A 17,129-nucleotide genomic window follows, 5' to 3' on the forward strand; every position below is an offset into this window, starting at 1 on the left:
TGGACCATTCCGCAGCGGCGCCGTCACCCGCTATGGTCCCCGTCGGTGGGTCGAGGTCCCTCGCCCCGCCATGCCCTCGGGGGGAGGGAAGGAAACCAAGACGATGCCCGTACCCGTACCGCGGCAGAGGGCGATCCCGGCCGCGGAGTGTGGTCAGGCGCCCGCCGCGTCCCCGGACAGCGGCCCTTCCAAGGAACAGGCCCCGCCCGGGACGAACCCGGCCGAGAACCTCACCACCCGGCGAGACAATCCCACGGAGAAGCGCGAGAAGACCACGGACAAGACCACGGACCAGCGCGAGAGCGCCATCCCCACCAATCTGACGCTGCTGCTGATCGAGGACGATCCGGGCGGCTCGCCGATCGTGCCCGACCTGCTCGACCAGTCCGGCAAGCCGATCCGCGTGCGCACGGCCCGCAACCTCACCGAGGCCGAACGGCTGCTGACCGACGACGTCCACTGCATCCTGCTGGACCTCGCCCTGTCAGCCCCCGCCCCGGTCTCCGGCCCCGCCCCGGCCCGCGCGAACGCCGACGGCAACGGGGAGGGCGACGGGAGCGGGGACGACGAGCTGGCGGTGCTCCGGCACGTGCTGGAGCTCGCGCCCCGGCACGCCGTGCTCGCGCTGACCTCCTCCAGCGACGCAGAGCGCGGCGCGGAGGCCGTGGCGGTCGGCGCCCAGGACTACCTGTTCCGCGACGAGCTGGACGGCCGACTGCTGAGCCGGGCGATCCGCTACGCCGTCGAGCGCAAGCGGTCCGACTCGGCGGAGCGGCGCCTGGCCGAGGGCCGGCTGCGGGCGCAGGAGAACGCGCGCCTGGAGCGCGGCCTGCTGCCCACCCCGCTTCTGGAGGGCTCCCCGCTGCGCTTCGCCGCCCGCTACCGGCCGGGGCGCTCGCGTGCCCTGCTCGGCGGCGACTTCTACGACGTCGTCCGCACCCCGGACGGCACCGTGCACGCCATGATCGGCGACGTCTGCGGGCACGGCCCGGACGAGGCGGCCCTCGGTGTGGAGCTGCGGATCGCGTGGCGCGCGCTGACCCTGGCCGGTCTCTGCGGCGACCAGCTGCTCGGCACCCTCCAGCAGGTGCTGGAGCACGAGCGCTCGGACGACGAGATCTTCGCGACCCTGTGCGCGGTGGACATAGCACCGGACGGCCGCCGCGCCGGCCTGTGCCTGGCCGGGCACCCGGCGCCGCTGGTCGCCGGACCGGGCACGCCCGCGCGGCTGCTGCCCTACGACAACAACGGCCCGGCGCTGGGGCTGCTGCCGGGTGCCCGCTGGCCGCGGACGCAGGTGGAGCTGGGCGCCGAGTGGAGCCTGATGCTCTACACCGACGGCCTGATCGAGGGCCACGTCGGCGAGGGCCGGGAGCGGCTCGGCCAGGACGGCATGGTGGAGATGGTCCGCCGTCAGTTCGCCGAGGGGCTGCAGGGTGAGCAGTTGCTGCGGGCGACCGTCAACGAGGTCCGCGAGCTCAACGGCGGCGAACTGGCGGACGACGTGGCGGTGGTGTTGCTGGACCGGACGGCCTGACCGGCCCGGCCGTCAGGACGGCGGGACGCCCAGGACGCAGGGACGGCGGCGTCGACTCCGGGACGGCGGAACAGCAGCGGGACGGCGAGACAACGGCAACGCCGGGGGCGACCGTACGCCGGAACGCCCGTACGACGGGACGACCGAACGCCCGCACGACGGGACGACGGGACGACGGGACGACGGGACGACCGTACGACGGGACGACGGGACGACGGCGACGCCGTAGGTCTGAGCCCCGCGCCCCGAGGGGCGCGGCTCAGCGTCCGCCGTTGTACGGACCGTAGGGGCCGTCGCTGCTGGAGCCGCGGCGGCTGCTGCGGCCGCCGCCCGGCAGGCCCCGCAGCGCGGGCCGCACGTCGACCATGTACACGATCGTCGCGATGAGCCCGATGATCGGCAGGAACGACAGGATGTTGAAGATCAGGTTCACCACGAAGGCGAGCCCGAGGATGATCAGCCAGAACGGCTTGGTCTTCTTGTCCGCCGCGCGGTAGGCGTCCTCACGGCGCATGGCGGCGTCGATCAACGCGAAGCCGCTGAAAAGGATCAGGGCGATACTCAGCAGCCACATGAGGCCTGCGAACCCCTGCATCAGCACAACGTCCACCACCAGACTCGGATCGTCTCTACGCGGTCACCGTACCCGGAGATCGGGCCGGACACCCCAAGGGTGCCCGGCCCGATCCCCGCTCGCGGTACCCGTCGCCGGTTACTTGGCGGGCGGCGTCGTCTTCTTCGCGGTGCCGTTGGTGGTCTTCCTGGCCGGAGCCTTGCGCGGCGCGGGGGTCTTCTTCGCCGCGGCGGGCTTGCCCTCGGTGACCTCGACCGGCTCGGACTTGGCGGGCTTGCCCGGCTCGACCGCCACGGCGAGCTCCTCCACCTCCTCCGCGATGTCCTCGATGCCCTCGGCGGCCTCGCCGCGCCAGGTGCGGACCGCGTGCTCGCCGCGCTCGGCGACCTTCTCGTAGGTCTCCCGGGCCTTGACGGCGTACTCGGCGGCGACGCCGACCGAGCGCAGCGCGAGGTCCTGGGCGCTCTCGCCGAGCTTCTTGAGGTCGGTGTCGAGGGAGCCGAAGAGCTCGTTGGCCTTGGCCTGGAGGGTGCCCTGGGTCTCCTTGACGCGGGCCGTCGCCTTCTCCTGGACGGCCTTCGGGTCGGTGTTGCGCACGGCCTCGATACGGGACGGCGCCTCGGCGCGCAGCTGCTCCACCAGTACCGGCACCTTCTTGGCCTGCTGGAAGGCCAGGTCGGCGGTGCCCGCGGCGAAGTAGAGCGGAGTGGGGTCGCTGAGGGTCTTGCGCAGGTCGTCGGTGATGGCCATGGTGATGGTCCTCCGGAATTGCGTTCGGCTGAGGGTTTCGTGGTGGTCGCGCGCCCGGCCGGCCGGTTGGCCGTCCGGCTCATCCGGCCGGTTGGCCGCTCCGGCTCATCCGGCCGTCCGCCGCGGGCCGGCGTCACTGCCGCCGGCCGTACGGGAGCGATGCCCGGGTATGGAGGCACCGCCGTCCGGCGCGCCGTCCGGGACGTCGTCCACCGGTCTGTCCCGGGCCGTCGCACCGTCGTCCGCGTCGGTCTCGTCCGCGTCGGACCCGAACCCGTTCTCCTTGCGGAAGGACTCGTAGATCTGGAGCAGCACCTGCTTCTGCCGCTCGTTCAGCGAGAGATCGGCAAGGATGACCGCACGGGTCTCCACGTCGTCCCGGTCCCGCTCGGCGTCCAGGATCCCGGCGCGCACGTACAGCGTCTCGGCGGAGATCCGCAGTGCCTTGGCGACCTGCTGGAGCACCTCCGCGCTCGGCTTGCGCAGCCCGCGCTCGATCTGGCTCAGGTACGGGTTGGACACGCCCGCGGCGTCGGCGAGCTGCCGCAGTGACAGCTGCGCGTTGCGCCGCTGCTCGCGCAGGTACTCACCGAGATTGCCGACGTTGAGCGATGCCATGCCTCCACGATGCCCCAGGCCGCTAACTATTGCAAGCACCCGCTTGCAATAGTGCGCCACCCGGTCTCGCCCGCCCGCCTTTCGCGCGTACACCGGCACCCGCGCGAGGCCGAGGACGGCGCCCCGGCCCAGGCCGACGGACGGCGCCCGCCCCGATGAGGTGCGCCCCGATGAGGTGCGCCCCGATGGGGTGCGCCCCGGCGGAGTGCGAGCAGGTCAGGCGCTCACGCCACCTCGCGTTCGGCGAGTCCGGTCACCACCCACTTTTTTGTGGGTACTTGGCAGCGCGCGCCCACCGGCCGAACCTGAAGGGGCAAGTGGAGCTCAGGAGGCCGCGCGGGCGGCGGCCTCCGGCCCGGTCAGCCTGTCCAGTCGGCGGTGGCCCCAGTCGGAAAGGGGGGAGAGGGCCTCGGCGAGGTCGCGACCGAACGCGGTCAGGGAGTACTCGGTCTTCAGCGGAAGAACGTCGTACACCCGGCGGTCCACCAGCCCGTCCGCCTCCATCTCGCGCAGCGCCTGGGTCAGCACCTTCTCGGTGAGGCCGGGCACCCGCCGGCGCAGTTCGGCCGGCCGGTGCGGGCCGGACTCCAGCAGCCACAGCAGCGTGGTCTTCCACTTGCCTTCGATCACGGCGATCGCGGCGGTCACTCCGCAGACGTTCGGATCCTGACGTCGGTGCGCCATGCCGTGCTCCTCTCATCAGCGATTGTCCCCAACCATTCACAACCATTCAGTAAGTTACGGGAGTTCAGTCATGTCCGTGCATGCCGACCAGTCCGCCGCCGCCGTCACCGTCCTCGGGCTCGGCCCCATGGGCCGGGCGCTGGCCGCCGCCTTCCTGGACGCCGGGTTGCGCACCACCGTCTGGAACCGCACCCCGGGCCGGGACGCCGGCCTCGTCGCCCAAGGCGCGATCTCGGCGCCCTCGGCCGAGGAGGCGGTCGCCGCCGCCCCGCTGACCGTCGTCTGCGTCGTGAACTACGACGCCTCGGACGCCGTACTGCGCCGGGACGCCGTCACCGCCGCCCTCAAGGGCCGCACGCTGGTGAACCTGAGCGCCGACACCCCCGCCCGCGCCCGGGACACGGCCGAGTGGGCCGATCGGCACGGCATCCGCTACCTGGACGGCGCCATCATGACGCCGGCCCCGACCATCGGCACGGACGACGCGGTGTTCCTGCACAGCGGCCCCGAGGAGCTGTACCGGGAACACCGGCCCGTGCTGGCGGCACTCGGCGGCAGCCACACCCACCTGGGCGAGGACGCCGGCCGGGCCGCGGCCTACGACATCGCGCTGCTCGACATCTTCTGGACGTCGATGGCGGGTTACGCGCACGCCCTCGCGGTGGCCCGCGCGGAGGGCGTCACCGGCGCGCAGCTCGCCCCCTTCGCCCAGGGCATCGCCGCGATCCTGCCGCCGCTGTTCACCGAGTTCGCCGCCGACACCGACGCCGGCACGTACTCGGGCGAGCTGAACCCGATCACCTCGGCCGCCTCGACCATGGCGCACGTCGTCCACGCCTCCGAGGCGCACGGCATCGACGCGAGCGTGATGCGCGTGATCGAGGGGCAGGCCCGTCGGGTCATCGCGCTCGGGCACGGCACGGACGGGTTCACCCGGGTCGCCGAGGTGATCGACCGCGGCTGACCCGCGCGGGGCACGTCAGAACGGCAGGGGGCGGCCGTGCACCACGTCCAGCCGGGACACCGCGCGGGTGAGGACCACGTACAGCCGGTGCAGGCCCCGGCCCCCGGGGCCCTCCGCCTCCGCGATCGCCGCCGGTTCGACGGCGACGACGTGGTCGTACTCCAGTCCCTTGACGACACTCGCGGGCACCACGGCGACACGGGCGCCCAGCTCCTGGGGTCCCGCCGCGTCGATCCCGGCCGCGTCGAGGGCGTCCCGCAGCCGGGGCACGTCCGCGTCGGCGGCGACGACCGCGACGGAGCCCTCCCGGGCGAGCGCGCCGCGCACGGCGGCGACGACCGTGTCCCCGACCTCCCCGGGCGCCGCCGGGCGCATCGTCAACTCGCCGTCCCCGCGCGGGGAACGGGCCGCCGGAACGTCCACGTCCAGCCGTTCCAGCAGCCGGTTGGCGAGGCCGACGACCGCCCCCGGCACCCGGAATCCGGTGGTCAGCGGCGTCACGGCGGCGTCCGGCCGGCCCAGGTGCGTGAGGGCCGTCCGCCACGACCGCGCCGCCCACGGGGTGGTGCCCTGGGCCAGGTCGCCGAGGACGGTGAGCGAACCGAAGGCGGCCCGGCGGGCGATCGCCCGGCACTCCATCGGGGAGAGGTCCTGCGCCTCGTCGACGACGATGTGCCCGTAGCCCTCGGGGTGTCCGAGGAGCCCGGCGACCTCGTCGAGGAGGACCAGGTCGGCGGCCGACCAGCGGGCCGACTGCCACGACCGCGGCGCCCGGTCCGTCCACAGCACCGCCTTCCGCTCGTCGTCGTCCAGCAGCCCGTCGGCGGCCCGCGCCAGCTCCTCGGGGTCACCGAGCAGCCGCGCGAGGACCTCCTCGGGACGCACCCGGGGCCAGACGGAGTCGAGGTACGCGCCGAGCGGCCGCGCCCGCTCGATCCTGCGCACCCATGCGCCCGTCCGCGGCCCGCTCCGCCGCTCGGCCTGGTCCTGGAGGTGCCGCACGATCCGGGCCCGCACCCGCTCGCGCCCCACGGTGTACGGCGGTTCCTCGCCCCGTACGTCCGCCACGATCCGGGCCAGCTCGTCGGCCGGGACCCGCCGGCGGTAGGAGCCGTCCGGTACGACGAGGGAGCCGACGGCGTCGGCGGCGTCGGCGGCCACGCGCGCGTACAGGGCGCGGCGCAGCACCTCGGCCATCCGGGCGTCGTGCTTGACGACGGCGGCCCGCTCGTCGTCGGCGCCGGTGACGGGGTGCCGCGCGATCTCGCGGGAGAGCGTGGACTGCCGTACGCCGGTCTCGCCCAGGGCGGGCAGTACCTCGGCGATGTAGGAGAGGAAGGTGGGGTTCGGGCCGAGGATCAGCAGTCCGCCGCGCGCGATGCGCCGCGGGTAGGTGTAGAGCAGGTACGCGGCGCGGTGCAGCCCGACGGCGGTCTTCCCCGTCCCCGGGGCGCCCTGGACGCAGACCGTGGTGGTGAGACCGGCGCGGACGAGGTCGTCCTGCTCGGGCTGGATGGTGGCGGCGATGTCCCGCATGGGTCCGACGCGGGGCCGTTCGATCTCGCGGGCGACGATGCCGCTCGTGCGGGACTCGCCCCGGCCGAGGTGCTCGTCCTCCAGCCCGGTGAGGTCGGCCGAGTCCCCGCGGCTGCCGGGCGCCCACCCGAAGCGGCGGCGGACGGCGACCCCGCGCGGGTCGTCGGCGGTGGCCTGGTAGAAGGCGCGGGAGACGGGGGCGCGCCAGTCGATGACGAGGGGCGGGGCGGCGGGTTCCTCGGTGATCCGCAGCCGGCCGATATGCAGCCCTCCCCGGACCTGGGCGTCGGCCTCGGCGAAGTCCAGCCGCCCGAAGAACAGCGGCCCCCGGGGCAGTTCGCTCAGCTCCTCGGCCCGGCTGCGCAGCCGGTGTCCGAGCACCTCGGCGTCGGCACCGGAGGCGGAGACGTCCTCGCCGGTGACGACGTGTTCCCGGGCGCCGCCGACCATGGCGGCGAGGGCGGTACGGCAGTGGTCGTGGTGGGCGCGTTCCCGGGCGAGGGCGCGCTGGAGGGCGGAGTCGGGTGACGTCATTCCAGCGAGCGTACCCGAAAGACGTTACCGAGTAATATCTTTTACTCGGTAACCGCACCTGGGGGCCGGGTGAGCCACGGCAGCCCCGCCGCCAGCGCTCCGAACGCCCGCTCCGCCGCCGCCACCGCGTCCGCCCGTACGTCCGCCGCCCGCTCCCCGGCCGCGATCCGCCGCCAGTTCTCCTGCGCGAGGACCCGCTGTACGGCGATGATCTGGCCGGCCGCCAGCCTGGCCGCCAGGTCGCCGCCGAGGGCGTCGGCGAGCGCGGCCTCCGAGCGCTCCAGGTGCGTGTGCAGCCGGGCGACGAGGGCGGGGGTGCCGTAGAGCAGCGTGTGGAAGGCCAGTACGTCGGGGTGGTCGCTGAGCCCGGTCACCGGGTCGGAGCGCTCCAGCCCCGCCAGGAAGTGCCGGCGCAGTGCCTCGACGGGCGCCGGTCCCTCCGTCGCCACCCGGGCCGCCTCGCCCTCGTGGTCGGCGATGCGGTGCAGGACGAGGTCCTCTTTCGCCGGGAAGTACCGGAAGAGCGTCGGCTTGGACACCTCGGCCGCGGCGGCCACTTCCGCGACGGACACGGCGTCGAACCCCTTCCGCACGAAGAGCCCGACGGCGGTGTCCGACAGCGACTGGATCGTCCGCTGCTTCTTGCGCTCACGCAGGCCGGGGTCGTTCATGGGGCGAGCCTACGCGCCGGCCGCCCGGCCCTCTCCGGCCCGCGCGGCGGTCCGTCCGCGGTGCCAGCGGAGCAGGATCTGCGCGGTCCGCGCACGGCTGGGCACCCGCTCGAGTCCGAGGGGGCCGGCGGCCAGGCCCAGCACCCGCCGCAGGCGCCGAGCGGCGGCGGACAGGGCCGGTCCGTCGGGCCCCGCGCCGTCGCCGAGGGACAGCGCGGCCCGGACGACGTCGGTGAAGAGGGACTGCACCCTCTTGAAGGCGCGGAGTCTGGCCAGGTCCGTCTCGTGCCCGTGCGCGCTTCCCGCCCGGACGCCTTCGACCACCGCGCACCACGCCCGGATCATGCCGAGTTCCTGGTCCGCCGGGTACTCCATCAGGTGCAGGTGGGTGGCCAGGTCGTAGAGGGGGTCGCCGAACAGCGCCAGCTCCCAGTCGATCGTCCAGAGCCGCCCGCCCGGATCGACGATGAGGTTCTCCCGGTGCAGGTCGGCGTGGAGCAGGCAGAAGGGGCGCTTGTGCAGCCCGGCCACGTGCTTCCTGAGCCGCCCGAAGGCGTCGTCCGGCACGCCCAGGGCGCGGTAGAGGGAGCCGAACTCCGGGCGGTTGCCCTCGTGGACGTACTCGGTGAACGCGATCAGGCTCTCCAGGAAGCCGTCGCTGTCGCCGTTCTCCGCGCGGCCCCGCGGCGCGGGCCGCACCGGCACCTCCAGCGCGCCCGGCGTGACGCGCGCCAACTGTCCGAACAGCTCGACGATCTGCTCGAAGACGCCCTGTGGCACGGGCCGTCCCGGCCGGTGCAGCGCGGCGAGGGCGTCTCCCTCGACGTAGGTCTGCAGCCCGGTGCCCGCGACGTCGACGATCGGGGGCACCCGCGCGATCCGCCCGCTCAGGGCGCGCAGCAGGGCCTCCTCGGAGTCGAAGTACCGGAGGTCGAACCAGAGCACGGGCGTGCGCGGCTCCCGGAACTTCACCTTCGAGCCGTCCGGCAGCGGGATCACGTAGGACTCGTGGTGGTATCCCGTGAGCGGACCCAGGACCACGCCCGCGTCGCCACTCATCTCTTCCGCGCGCCTGCGGGCGCCGGAGGTCGGTGACGGTGTCATTCTCTGCGTTCTGCCCGTCCTGAGGGAGGCGGTGGGGCGGTGGGCCGGGGCACCCTACTCCACCACTCCGTGTCGTGATGGCCCGTTGGCGGTCCTTCGGGCAGACTGCCGCGGTGACCGACACGCAAAACGCCCCGGAGGCGCTCGAGGCCGAGGCACTGCTGCGCGCGACGGGGTCCGTCCGCGCGGTGCTGTTCGACTTCGACGGTCCCGTCTGCGACCTGTTCGGGGGTTCCACCACGGCGGACGTGGCGGAGCAGGTCAAACGGGCGGCCCGCCGGTACTGGACGGCACTCGACCCCGCGGTCGAGCAGTGCGACGACTCCCATGGCATCCTCCGTCCCCTCCGGGACTCGTACGAAAGATCCGTACCCAAGGCGAGCGCGCGCCCGCTGGACATCGCGGAGGCCCTCGTCACCGACCGGGAGTGGCTGGCCGTGCGCACCGCGGCTCCCACACCCCATCTGGACACCCTCGTGGACCTGTTCGCCGGTCTGGGCCTGCGCATGGCCGTCGTCAGCAACAACGCGGAGGGCCCCATCCGGGAGTACCTCGGCGGTCTCGGGGTGGGTCCGCGGTTCGACGGGGTGTTCGGCCGTCACCCGCACGACGCGCGGCTCATGAAACCGCATCCGGACTGCGTGTACCGGGCGTTGGACCACCTGGCCGTGCCCGCCTCCGACTGTCTGCTCATCGGCGACCAGCTCACCGACCTCCAGGCGGCCCGGTCGGCCGGGACCGGCTTCCTCGGGCTCACCCCGCACGCGGGACGGGCACAGCGGATGAGGGAGGACGGCGCGGACGCGGTGGTCTCCTCCTACGTCCCGGTCGTGCGGGTGGTCGGCGAGCTACTGGCCTGTGCGTGACGGCTCCGGCACGGGCCTCACGGGGCCGTCACGCGCCCAAGGGCCCGCAGCACCGGTTCGAGGGAGCCGACGACCAGTCGCGCGCCGGCGGCCCGCAGCAGCTTCTCCTTGCGCTCGTTTCGCGCGTAGCCCAGGAAGCCGACGCCGACGCCGGTGGCCGCGGCGAAGTCGGCGGGGGAGTCGCCGATCATCAGGCCGGACGAGGCGGCGACTCCGGTCGCGTCCAGGGCGCGGTGGAGGGTGTGGGGATCGGGCTTGAGCCGGTGCAGGGCGCGGGAGCGGCCGTAGATGTGCGGGGCGAAGCAGGGGAGCAGGCCACGGCCGGCCAGGTAGGCGGCGGCCGCCTGCGGGGAGTTGTTCGTGACGACGGCCAGTCGGCTCCCGGCCGCCGCGAAGGTGCGGATCAGCGGGTCGGCGTAGGCGGTGGGCAGGGCGGAGGGCACGGCGCGCAGTTCCGCCTCGGTGTACAGCTCCTCCAGTTCGGCGGTCAGGGCGCTGCCGGGGCGTCGGCGGTCCACGGCGCGCAGTACCTCCTGCGGGTCGCCGCTCCCCCGTTCCTCCGGCGGGAGCAGGTCCGGCAGGCCGCGCTCCGCCAGCCACCGCACCATCTCGTCGGCGATCCTGTTCGCCCGGTACCGGGCGAACAGGCGGCAGATCGGGCCGTCGAAGTCCCACAGCACGAGCCGGGCGGGCAGGAGCGAGCGGCGCAGTGCCTCGTCGTCGGCCTCCGCCGTCACCGGTCCCGTCCCCTCCCCGCGTGCTGCGTGGCCCCTAGGAGAGGTTCATGTCCTTGGCGATGGTCCCCCAGAGGCCGTCGAACCACTTCTGCGAGTCCTCCACGAACTTGGCGTCCCGGTGCCCCCTGCGCTTCAGGAAGGGGAACAGCAGGGACTGGGCGCCGAGGGAGTCGTACATCTCCAGCATCTGGCCTTCGTACTCCTCCGTGCGCCTGGTGAGCGTGTAGTAGCCCATCAGCGCCTCCTCGCCGTTGATCAGGTAGAGCTTCACCGGCGGTGAGTAGTGCAGCGTACGGAAGGCGACGTGCACGTCGACGCCCTGGGTGTTCCGCACGGCGCGCAGGTTGTGGGCGAGCACCTGGGCCTGGGCGTTGCGCATCTGGAGCCAGCGCCGCTGGACCGGGTCGTTCTCCTCTTCCTCGACCAGGACGGGGAAGGCCAGCTTGACGTCCCGCGACGGCAGCAGGATGCGGAAGTCGATCGCCTCGGGGCGGATGTGGCCCTCGTGGATGAGCCGGAGCGGCTCGCTGAGGGCGAGCACCAGCGTCTCCGAGGTGTGGCAGACGACGTCCACCCGGACCCGCGGGGCCGAGAACGCCTCCGTCAGCCGCGGCCCCAGGGCCGTCATCGTCGGCTGCGGCTCCCCGTCCCGGGCCGGGGAGGGCTCGGCGATGCGCGGCGGGCTGCCCTTGCTGACGTTCGTGAGCAGGCCGTCCTCCTGGAGCGCGCGCAGGGCCTGGCGGACGGCGCCGCGCTCCACGCGGAACTCGTCGGCGAGCTCGGCCTGCGTGGGCAGGCGGTCGCCCGCCTTGAGTTCCCCCTCGCGGATGCGTTCCCGCAGGATGTCGGCGATCTCCTGGGGCGAGAGCCTTCTGCTGCCGTTCAACGCCACGTTCTCCTGGGTCACGACCAAACGCTACAACTTCGACCTACCTACGGGGAGTTGTTTGAAACTTGTTTATAGGTAGGCGCCAAGTGGGGACAACATAGACAGAGTTGGTTGCCAACTTCCAGTAGTTGGCGGAAGTTAATCTTCCCAATCTCCCGAAGGGGAAAGACCATGCCCGTCCTCGCCCTCGCCGCGACGACCCTCGCCACCACCGTCGAGCAGCTCCTCCAGTGGCCGTACGGCGCCTCCGGCATCGTCGGGCTGCTCCTGCTCACCGTGGGCATCAGGACGAAGAGGCCCTCCGTCAGCTCCACCGGAGCGGTGGTGCTGGCCCTGCTGATCGCGAGGCCGGCGCTGTGACCAGGAGGCTACCGCCCCGGTGTGCACGGATCGCCCACTCCTCAACTTCCCGCCATCTCAAATCAGTTCGCAGAAAGGTGGTTACGACCTATTCCCAAGTGGAGATAAGGATAAGTAAGTTGGCAGCCAACTTGAGCAACGTGGTCATACCTCACAGGGGTTGGCCACCACGGTGACAGGGGGTCCACCATGCCGCTCATCGCCATCGTCGTCGCCGCTCTGGCCATTGGGTTCGAGCAGCTCGTGCAATGGAAGTACGGGCCCATGGGCATCATCGCGTTCGTCGCGCTGTCCATCGGCATCAAGGCGAAGAACACCGTGATCGGCGGTGTGGGCGCGGTGATCCTCGTGATGCTGCTCGCCCAGTCCGGCTGAACCGACGTACTGCTGTCCGGGCCCCCTTCCGGAGGGGAGCCGGGAGCCCGGACAGTCAGTCGGCATCACGCACGACAACCACAACCACAACTGAACATCGGCACAACGGCACAACGGCACAACAACCGAACAAGCACGCGCTACGGATGCGCACGCCCACCCGTCACCGGCAGAAGGGAGCCACCTCAGAACATGTCCGGGCACCAAGGCCGCCTGGACGTACGCAGCAGGGCGTCGGCCACACGGGCGGCGCCCGCTCGTTCTTCCCGGATCCGGCCGAGCGCGGCCAGCCGGACCGCCGACTCGTCACCCAGCCACAGCGCCGCCAGCTCGCCCACGCCGAGCACGAGATGGGCGCTCTCGGTGGTCGGCGCGCACGACGCCCCGTCCGCTCCCGCCTCCAGCCGCCAACGCCCGCCGGCCGGCCCTCCCCGGTCCGCCACCTCCAGCACCAGTGAGCCCCGCCCCTCGTACGTCCGCGCCTCCAGCGCCCGTGCGACGTCCAGGATCCGTACCCACAGCCAGTCCGCCTGCGTGGTGATCCTGGCCGCGCGCGGGTCCGGCAGGAGGTGCGGGAGCAGGTCGTCGGGGGCCCGCCAGCCGCTCTTCACCGTGGTGATCCAGTCGATCGAGCACAGGTAGCGCCACAGGGCGCGCTCGGCGGCCGGCGTCACGGCCAGCAGCCAGTCGACGGTCGCCGTGTTCAGCGGCTGCTTGGCGCCGCCCCAGTTGTCGTCGGCCCGGTACGAGACCATGCCCTCGACCTCGCCGCCCGCCGAGCGGTACACGGCGTAGAAGGGCTCGGTCCACGGGGCACCGTCCGTGCTCACGACTCCCGTCCGGATCTGCCACCACAGCTCGGCCCGGCTGACCGCGCCCGGCTGGGCCCGGCGCAGCCGTTCGTGGAGTTCGGGGCCGAGCTTGCGGACGTCCTCGCCGTCCACGAGGTCGATCCGGCCGCCGTCCTCCGGGGCCGCCCAGCGCGCGTCGAGACCGGCGCGCGGCACGTCGACCGTCCACTCGGTCATTGTGGTGGCAGGGCCGAAGCCGTACCGGCCGTAGATCGGGTACTCGGCCGCAATCAGCGTCGCGACGACGTCGCCCCGGTCCTTCGCCGCCGCCAGGTCCTGCGCCATCATGCGGGTGAGCAGGCCGCCGCGGCGGCGGTGGGTCGCGGTGACGGTGACGTTGGAGACCGCGTCGGCCTGGACCAGCGCGCCGCCCACGGCGGTGACCTGCTGGTCGAACGACCGGAAGGTCGCCACACAGCGTTCGCCGTCGAAGGCGCCGAGCAGCCGTCCGGGCACGAACTGGCTGCGCCGGGCCTCCAACTGCTCCGCGGCAACGGCGGGCGGCATCAGGAAGCCGGTGTTCAGAGCGCGGTTCCAGTCGGGGAACTCGGCCTCGGTGATGGGACGTACGTCGATGTCAGTGCGGCGGGTCATGCGTTCACGGTAGGTCGACGGCCACGCCGACGTCGCGCGGATTTGCCCGCGCGGGAGTCCCGGGGCCGGCCCGCCCCCGGCGTCTCAGAACGCCGCCCGGACCTCCCCCACCTCGACCGCACCGCCCAGCAGGGGCGTACGGCCGATGCGGTCGACCACCGGTCCCTCCACGCCCAGCAGCGTCAGCGCGCGGGCCAGGACCGGACCCAGGGCCCGCGTCGCGCCGTCCTCGACCTTGAAGGCGAGGGCCCGGCCGTCCGGCAGTGCCACCGCCTGTACGGCCTCGGCGCCCATCTTGGAGAGCGTGCCGGGCACCTCGCGCATCAGCCAGGTGTCGGCGCGGCGGCTGCCGGCGACGTACTCGGGGTGGGCGCGCATCGCGTCGGCGACCCGGCGCTCCGCCGTCCCGGTCCCGGCGCGGACGAAGGCGCGGAAGGCGCGGGCCAGCCCGACCAGGCTGATCGCCATCAGCGGCGCCCCGCACCCGTCCGTGCCGACGGCGGTGACCGGCTCGCCCGCCGCGTCCTCCACCACCCTGTGGATGATCCGCTGCAGCGGGTGCTCCGGGTCGAGGTACGACTCCAGCGGCCAGCCCCGCTGCGCACAGGCGGCCAGCATCGCGGTGTGCTTGCCGGAGCAGTTCATGGTGGTCCGGTCGGGTACGGCGCCCGACGCCAGGTACGTCTCCCGTTCCACGGGGTCCAGCGGAAGGTCGGGCGGGCACTGGAGCAGGGCCGGGTCCAGGCCGTGCTCGTCCAGCATCTTGCGGACCAGGTCGCGGTGGTGCGGCTCCCCGGAGTGGCTCGCGGCGGCCAGCGCCAGCCGCTCCCCCGCGAGGTCGAGACCGGCCCGCAGCACCCCCGCCGCCTGCATCGGCTTGTTCGAGGAACGCGGGAAGACCGGCGCCGTCACCTCCCCCAGCGCCAGCTCCACGGCCCCGTCGGCGCCCAGCACGACCAGGCTGCCCCGGTGCCGCCCCTCGACGAAGCCGGACCGGACGACCTCGGCGAGGACGGGCGGTACGACGGGCGAGAGGGCGGACGTGGGCGCGGGCCTGGACGGCTGAGACGGCTGGGACGGCTGGGGCGGCTGCTGGGGCGCGGACATCGGCGGTGGCCTTCCGGACGGGGCGACCCGCCGCCGCGACGGCCCGGGATCGCCGGGCCCGGGAGAGCGGCCCGGAAGCCGCCCCTCGTGTCACACGAGCAGGTCGTCGACTTGTGCTTCCCCCTCACGGTACCGGCGTGCGATCTCCGCGCTGCAGTCGTCGGCCGTGCGCTGGAGCCGCTGCCGCCGACGGGAGATCTGCTGCTCGTAGCGCACGAGCCGGCCCATCCCGGCGGTCAGCTCGGCGTCGGTGCGGGCCGTCAGGTCGGACAGCTCGACCTCGCCGAGCATCTCCGCCGCCAGCCGCCGGCACTCCTCGCTGCGCGGAGTGCCGAGCGTCACGTGCCGGGCGGAGGAACGCTGCCGGGCCGGTGCGTCGGTCAGGATTTCCGACAGCCGCTCGACCACGGACCCCTTCGCAGCGGTGGTCACCACGGACGCCGGCCGGCGCCGTGAAAGTTCCGCACGCAGAATGTCGATACGGCCCTGCAGCAGTCGCCGTACGTAACTCAGGTCGGCCTCCTCGCGCTGCGCGTCCCGGCGCAGGGCGCGCAGCTCCGGCAGGCTCGGCGCGGTCAGGTCGTGCCCCGGGGGATCCGCGGGCAGCTCCGGACTGTCCGTGCGCTGCACGGGCGGCCGGGGCGCCTCCAGGCCACCCGGATATGTCAACGCGACAGTCCCAAGCGGCTGCCCCGTACTCGGTGTGCTCATGTGCCTCTACCGTCCCCTCGACCGGCCTCTGGGGAGCATCGTGCCACCCCAAGTGGCCGCTATGTGACCGAGTGCCCACGATCGGCCCCGATCAGCCCCAGATGGGGGGTTAGGGAGAGAAAAAACCCCGGTACGGGCCCGCGTGCCCACACCCTAGGGGCGCACGGCATCATGACGGGATGCGTGCAGTAGTACAGAGGGTGGACGGCGCGAACGTCGTCGTGAACGGCGAGACCGTGGGAGCGATCGACGGCGAGGGCCTGTGCGTCCTGGTCGGCGTCACCCACGACGACACCAAGGAGAAGGCGGCGCAGCTCGCCCGCAAGCTCTGGTCGGTGCGGATCCTGCCCGACGAGAAGTCGTGCAGCGACGTCGACGCACCACTGCTGGTGATCAGCCAGTTCACCCTTTACGGGGACGCGCGCAAGGGCCGCCGCCCCACCTGGAACGCGGCCGCGCCCGGCGACGTGGCCGAACCGCTCGTCGACGAGGTCGTCGCGCGGCTGCGCTCCCTGGGCGCGACCGTGGCGACGGGCCGCTTCGGCGCCCAGATGCGGGTGTCGCTGACGAACGACGGCCCGTTCACGGTGCTCGTCGAGGTCTGAGGCCCCGGCCTGCCCCGGAGCCCCGGGCTCGCGGCGATCGGGGTGGTCAGGGCGATCGGGGTGATCAGGGCGCTCAGACGTCGCCGGCTCTCAGGGCTCCACGACCGTCTCCTGGGCCGCTGCCGTGTCCTCGGCCATCAGCCGGGCGTCCACCGGCACGTTCCGCTTCACCAGGGCGAGGGCGACCGGGCCCAGCTCGTGGTGGCGTACGGACGTGGTGACGAAACCGATTCTGCGGCCGTCGGGACCGTCGTCGGCGAGGCGGATCTCCGCCCCGTTCGGCGGCAGGTGGACCTCGCTGCCGTCCAGGTGCAGGAAGACCAGGCGGCGCGGCGGCTTGCCGAGGTTGTGCACCCGGGCGACGGTCTCCTGCCCCCGGTAACAGCCCTTCTGGAGGTGGACCGCCGTCCCGATCCAGCCCAGCTCGTGCGGGATGGTCCGGTGGTCGGTCTCGAAACCGAGGCGGGGCCGGTGCTGCTCGACCCGCAGTGCCTCGTGCGCGAGGATCCCGGCCGGCGGCCCGGTCCGCTCGGCGAACGCCTCCAGTTCCTCGCGCGGCAGGAAGAGATCGCGGCCGTACGGCGTCTGCCGGACGGCGACACCCTCCGGGACCTCGGTGATCGAGCCGGCGGGCAGGTGCACGACCGCGGTGTCGGCGGTGCGGTCGGCGACCTCGACCCGGTAGAAGAACTTCATCGACTCCAGGTAGGCGATCAGCGCCTCCTGGCTGCCGGGTTCCACGTGGGCCCAGACGGTCGTGCCGTCGTCGACGAGGTACAGGGCGTGTTCGATGTGGCCGTTCGCGGAGAGGATCAGCGCCTCGGTGGCCTGGCCGGTGGGCAGGTCGCTGACGTGCTGGGTGAGCAGCAGGTGCAGCCAGCTCAGCCGGTCGTCGCCGGTGACGGCGACGACGCCGCGGTGGGAGAGGTCGACGAAGCCGGTGCCGTCGGCGAGGGCACGCTGCTCGCGGAACAGGTCGCCGTAGTGGGCGGCTACGCCTTCGTCCACGCCCTCGGCTGGGACGGCGCCGGGCAGGGACAGCAGGGGGCTCTTCATACGCCC

At 73.1% G+C, this 17,129-nt stretch carries 19 protein-coding genes; 6 read left to right on the top strand and 13 right to left on the bottom strand.

Going from position 1 to position 17,129, the window contains the following annotated elements; translation table 11 throughout:
* Window positions 1-103 precede the first annotated feature (103 nt).
* Entirely contained in the window at window positions 104-1,537 is a 1,434-nt protein-coding gene (locus ACZ4V1_RS16225; RefSeq protein ID WP_468335485.1) for a PP2C family protein-serine/threonine phosphatase, read from the top strand.
* Window positions 1,538-1,796: 259 nt separating this feature from the next.
* Here the strand turns inward: ACZ4V1_RS16225 and ACZ4V1_RS16230 are convergent, their stop codons facing one another.
* The 4 genes from ACZ4V1_RS16230 to ACZ4V1_RS16245 form a co-directional block, all read right to left on the bottom strand.
* Window positions 1,797-2,132 (bottom strand): DUF2516 family protein, encoded by a 336-nt coding sequence (locus ACZ4V1_RS16230; protein WP_468335487.1) that lies wholly within the window; start codon window positions 2,130-2,132, stop codon window positions 1,797-1,799.
* Between the two features lie 117 nt (window positions 2,133-2,249).
* Window positions 2,250-2,861, bottom strand: coding sequence for a hypothetical protein (locus ACZ4V1_RS16235; RefSeq protein WP_468335490.1), 612 nt, complete (start codon window positions 2,859-2,861; stop codon window positions 2,250-2,252).
* 105 nt (window positions 2,862-2,966) lie between these two features.
* Window positions 2,967-3,479, bottom strand: coding sequence for a helix-turn-helix domain-containing protein (locus tag ACZ4V1_RS16240; RefSeq protein ID WP_468335493.1), 513 nt, complete (start codon window positions 3,477-3,479; stop codon window positions 2,967-2,969).
* 324 nt (window positions 3,480-3,803) lie between these two features.
* Window positions 3,804-4,163 (bottom strand): winged helix-turn-helix transcriptional regulator, encoded by a 360-nt coding sequence (locus ACZ4V1_RS16245; RefSeq protein WP_468335496.1) that lies wholly within the window; start codon window positions 4,161-4,163, stop codon window positions 3,804-3,806.
* Between the two features lie 70 nt (window positions 4,164-4,233).
* Between ACZ4V1_RS16245 and ACZ4V1_RS16250 the strand changes: the two genes are divergently transcribed.
* Entirely contained in the window at window positions 4,234-5,127 is an 894-nt protein-coding gene (locus ACZ4V1_RS16250; RefSeq protein WP_468335498.1) for an NAD(P)-dependent oxidoreductase, read from the top strand.
* Between the two features lie 15 nt (window positions 5,128-5,142).
* Here the strand turns inward: ACZ4V1_RS16250 and ACZ4V1_RS16255 are convergent, their stop codons facing one another.
* Genes ACZ4V1_RS16255 through ACZ4V1_RS16265 form a run of 3 tightly spaced genes read right to left on the bottom strand, consistent with a single transcriptional unit; the run spans window position 5,143 to window position 8,972 of the window.
* Window positions 5,143-7,197: a HelD family protein gene (locus ACZ4V1_RS16255; protein ID WP_468335501.1), complete on the bottom strand. Its 2,055-nt coding sequence runs from the start codon at window positions 7,195-7,197 to the stop codon at window positions 5,143-5,145.
* Window positions 7,198-7,238: 41 nt separating this feature from the next.
* On the bottom strand, window positions 7,239-7,868 hold the full coding sequence (locus tag ACZ4V1_RS16260) for a TetR/AcrR family transcriptional regulator (protein WP_468335504.1): 630 nt from the start codon (window positions 7,866-7,868) through the stop codon (window positions 7,239-7,241).
* 9 nt (window positions 7,869-7,877) lie between these two features.
* On the bottom strand, window positions 7,878-8,972 hold the full coding sequence (locus ACZ4V1_RS16265; protein WP_468335507.1) for a phosphotransferase: 1,095 nt from the start codon (window positions 8,970-8,972) through the stop codon (window positions 7,878-7,880).
* Between the two features lie 113 nt (window positions 8,973-9,085).
* Here ACZ4V1_RS16265 and ACZ4V1_RS16270 point away from each other — a divergent pair, with 113 nt between their 5' ends.
* Window positions 9,086-9,838, top strand: a complete 753-nt coding sequence (locus ACZ4V1_RS16270; RefSeq protein ID WP_468335510.1) for an HAD family hydrolase — start codon at window positions 9,086-9,088, stop codon at window positions 9,836-9,838.
* A gap of 17 nt (window positions 9,839-9,855) precedes the next feature.
* Here the strand turns inward: ACZ4V1_RS16270 and ACZ4V1_RS16275 are convergent, their stop codons facing one another.
* Together ACZ4V1_RS16275 and ACZ4V1_RS16280 are read right to left on the bottom strand one after the other, a co-directional pair.
* Window positions 9,856-10,575, bottom strand: a complete 720-nt coding sequence (locus ACZ4V1_RS16275) for an HAD family hydrolase (protein WP_468335513.1) — start codon at window positions 10,573-10,575, stop codon at window positions 9,856-9,858.
* Window positions 10,576-10,609: 34 nt separating this feature from the next.
* Window positions 10,610-11,488: a FadR/GntR family transcriptional regulator gene (locus tag ACZ4V1_RS16280; protein WP_468335517.1), complete on the bottom strand. Its 879-nt coding sequence runs from the start codon at window positions 11,486-11,488 to the stop codon at window positions 10,610-10,612.
* Window positions 11,489-11,635: 147 nt separating this feature from the next.
* Here ACZ4V1_RS16280 and ACZ4V1_RS16285 point away from each other — a divergent pair, with 147 nt between their 5' ends.
* Both ACZ4V1_RS16285 and ACZ4V1_RS16290 read left to right on the top strand, forming a co-directional pair.
* Complete coding sequence (locus tag ACZ4V1_RS16285; protein WP_468335520.1) at window positions 11,636-11,824, top strand: hypothetical protein; 189 nt, start codon at window positions 11,636-11,638, stop codon at window positions 11,822-11,824.
* A 189-nt stretch (window positions 11,825-12,013) separates the two neighbouring features.
* The gene (locus ACZ4V1_RS16290) at window positions 12,014-12,199 is read left to right on the top strand and encodes a hypothetical protein (RefSeq protein WP_311577523.1); all 186 of its coding nucleotides are present in this window, start codon (window positions 12,014-12,016) and stop codon (window positions 12,197-12,199) included.
* A gap of 185 nt (window positions 12,200-12,384) precedes the next feature.
* Here ACZ4V1_RS16290 and ACZ4V1_RS16295 read toward each other — a convergent pair whose 3' ends face one another.
* The 3 genes from ACZ4V1_RS16295 to ACZ4V1_RS16305 form a co-directional block, all read right to left on the bottom strand.
* A complete protein-coding gene (locus ACZ4V1_RS16295) occupies window positions 12,385-13,644 on the bottom strand; it encodes a GNAT family N-acetyltransferase (RefSeq protein WP_468335524.1) in 1,260 nt (419 codons plus the stop codon).
* Window positions 13,645-13,728: 84 nt separating this feature from the next.
* On the bottom strand, window positions 13,729-14,751 hold the full coding sequence (locus ACZ4V1_RS16300) for an asparaginase (protein WP_468335527.1): 1,023 nt from the start codon (window positions 14,749-14,751) through the stop codon (window positions 13,729-13,731).
* Between the two features lie 90 nt (window positions 14,752-14,841).
* Window positions 14,842-15,462: an RsiG family protein gene (locus ACZ4V1_RS16305; protein ID WP_468335530.1), complete on the bottom strand. Its 621-nt coding sequence runs from the start codon at window positions 15,460-15,462 to the stop codon at window positions 14,842-14,844.
* Window positions 15,463-15,641: 179 nt separating this feature from the next.
* Here ACZ4V1_RS16305 and dtd point away from each other — a divergent pair, with 179 nt between their 5' ends.
* Entirely contained in the window at window positions 15,642-16,067 is a 426-nt protein-coding gene (dtd, locus tag ACZ4V1_RS16310; RefSeq protein ID WP_468335533.1) for a D-aminoacyl-tRNA deacylase, read from the top strand.
* A gap of 90 nt (window positions 16,068-16,157) precedes the next feature.
* Here the strand turns inward: dtd and ygfZ are convergent, their stop codons facing one another.
* On the bottom strand, window positions 16,158-17,123 hold the full coding sequence (ygfZ, locus tag ACZ4V1_RS16315; protein WP_468335536.1) for a CAF17-like 4Fe-4S cluster assembly/insertion protein YgfZ: 966 nt from the start codon (window positions 17,121-17,123) through the stop codon (window positions 16,158-16,160).
* Window positions 17,124-17,129 lie beyond the last annotated feature (6 nt).

It is taken from the genome of Streptomyces sp. NPDC028991, assembly GCF_055564775.1.

Coding starts and splice junctions, on each gene's coding strand:
- ACZ4V1_RS16250 (WP_468335498.1), top strand. CDS start 4,234: ATGTCCGTGCATGCCGACCAGTCCGCCGCCGCCGTCACCGTCCTCGGG.
- ACZ4V1_RS16235 (WP_468335490.1), bottom strand. CDS start 2,861: ATGGCCATCACCGACGACCTGCGCAAGACCCTCAGCGACCCCACTCCG.
- ACZ4V1_RS16260 (WP_468335504.1), bottom strand. CDS start 7,868: ATGAACGACCCCGGCCTGCGTGAGCGCAAGAAGCAGCGGACGATCCAG.
- ACZ4V1_RS16230 (WP_468335487.1), bottom strand. CDS start 2,132: ATGCAGGGGTTCGCAGGCCTCATGTGGCTGCTGAGTATCGCCCTGATC.
- ACZ4V1_RS16305 (WP_468335530.1), bottom strand. CDS start 15,462: ATGAGCACACCGAGTACGGGGCAGCCGCTTGGGACTGTCGCGTTGACA.
- ACZ4V1_RS16290 (WP_311577523.1), top strand. CDS start 12,014: ATGCCGCTCATCGCCATCGTCGTCGCCGCTCTGGCCATTGGGTTCGAG.
- ACZ4V1_RS16225 (WP_468335485.1), top strand. CDS start 104: ATGCCCGTACCCGTACCGCGGCAGAGGGCGATCCCGGCCGCGGAGTGT.
- ACZ4V1_RS16255 (WP_468335501.1), bottom strand. CDS start 7,197: ATGACGTCACCCGACTCCGCCCTCCAGCGCGCCCTCGCCCGGGAACGC.
- ACZ4V1_RS16240 (WP_468335493.1), bottom strand. CDS start 3,479: ATGGCATCGCTCAACGTCGGCAATCTCGGTGAGTACCTGCGCGAGCAG.
- ygfZ (WP_468335536.1), bottom strand. CDS start 17,123: ATGAAGAGCCCCCTGCTGTCCCTGCCCGGCGCCGTCCCAGCCGAGGGC.
- dtd (WP_468335533.1), top strand. CDS start 15,642: ATGCGTGCAGTAGTACAGAGGGTGGACGGCGCGAACGTCGTCGTGAAC.
- ACZ4V1_RS16265 (WP_468335507.1), bottom strand. CDS start 8,972: ATGACACCGTCACCGACCTCCGGCGCCCGCAGGCGCGCGGAAGAGATG.
- ACZ4V1_RS16295 (WP_468335524.1), bottom strand. CDS start 13,644: ATGACCCGCCGCACTGACATCGACGTACGTCCCATCACCGAGGCCGAG.
- ACZ4V1_RS16285 (WP_468335520.1), top strand. CDS start 11,636: ATGCCCGTCCTCGCCCTCGCCGCGACGACCCTCGCCACCACCGTCGAG.
- ACZ4V1_RS16300 (WP_468335527.1), bottom strand. CDS start 14,751: ATGTCCGCGCCCCAGCAGCCGCCCCAGCCGTCCCAGCCGTCTCAGCCG.
- ACZ4V1_RS16245 (WP_468335496.1), bottom strand. CDS start 4,163: ATGGCGCACCGACGTCAGGATCCGAACGTCTGCGGAGTGACCGCCGCG.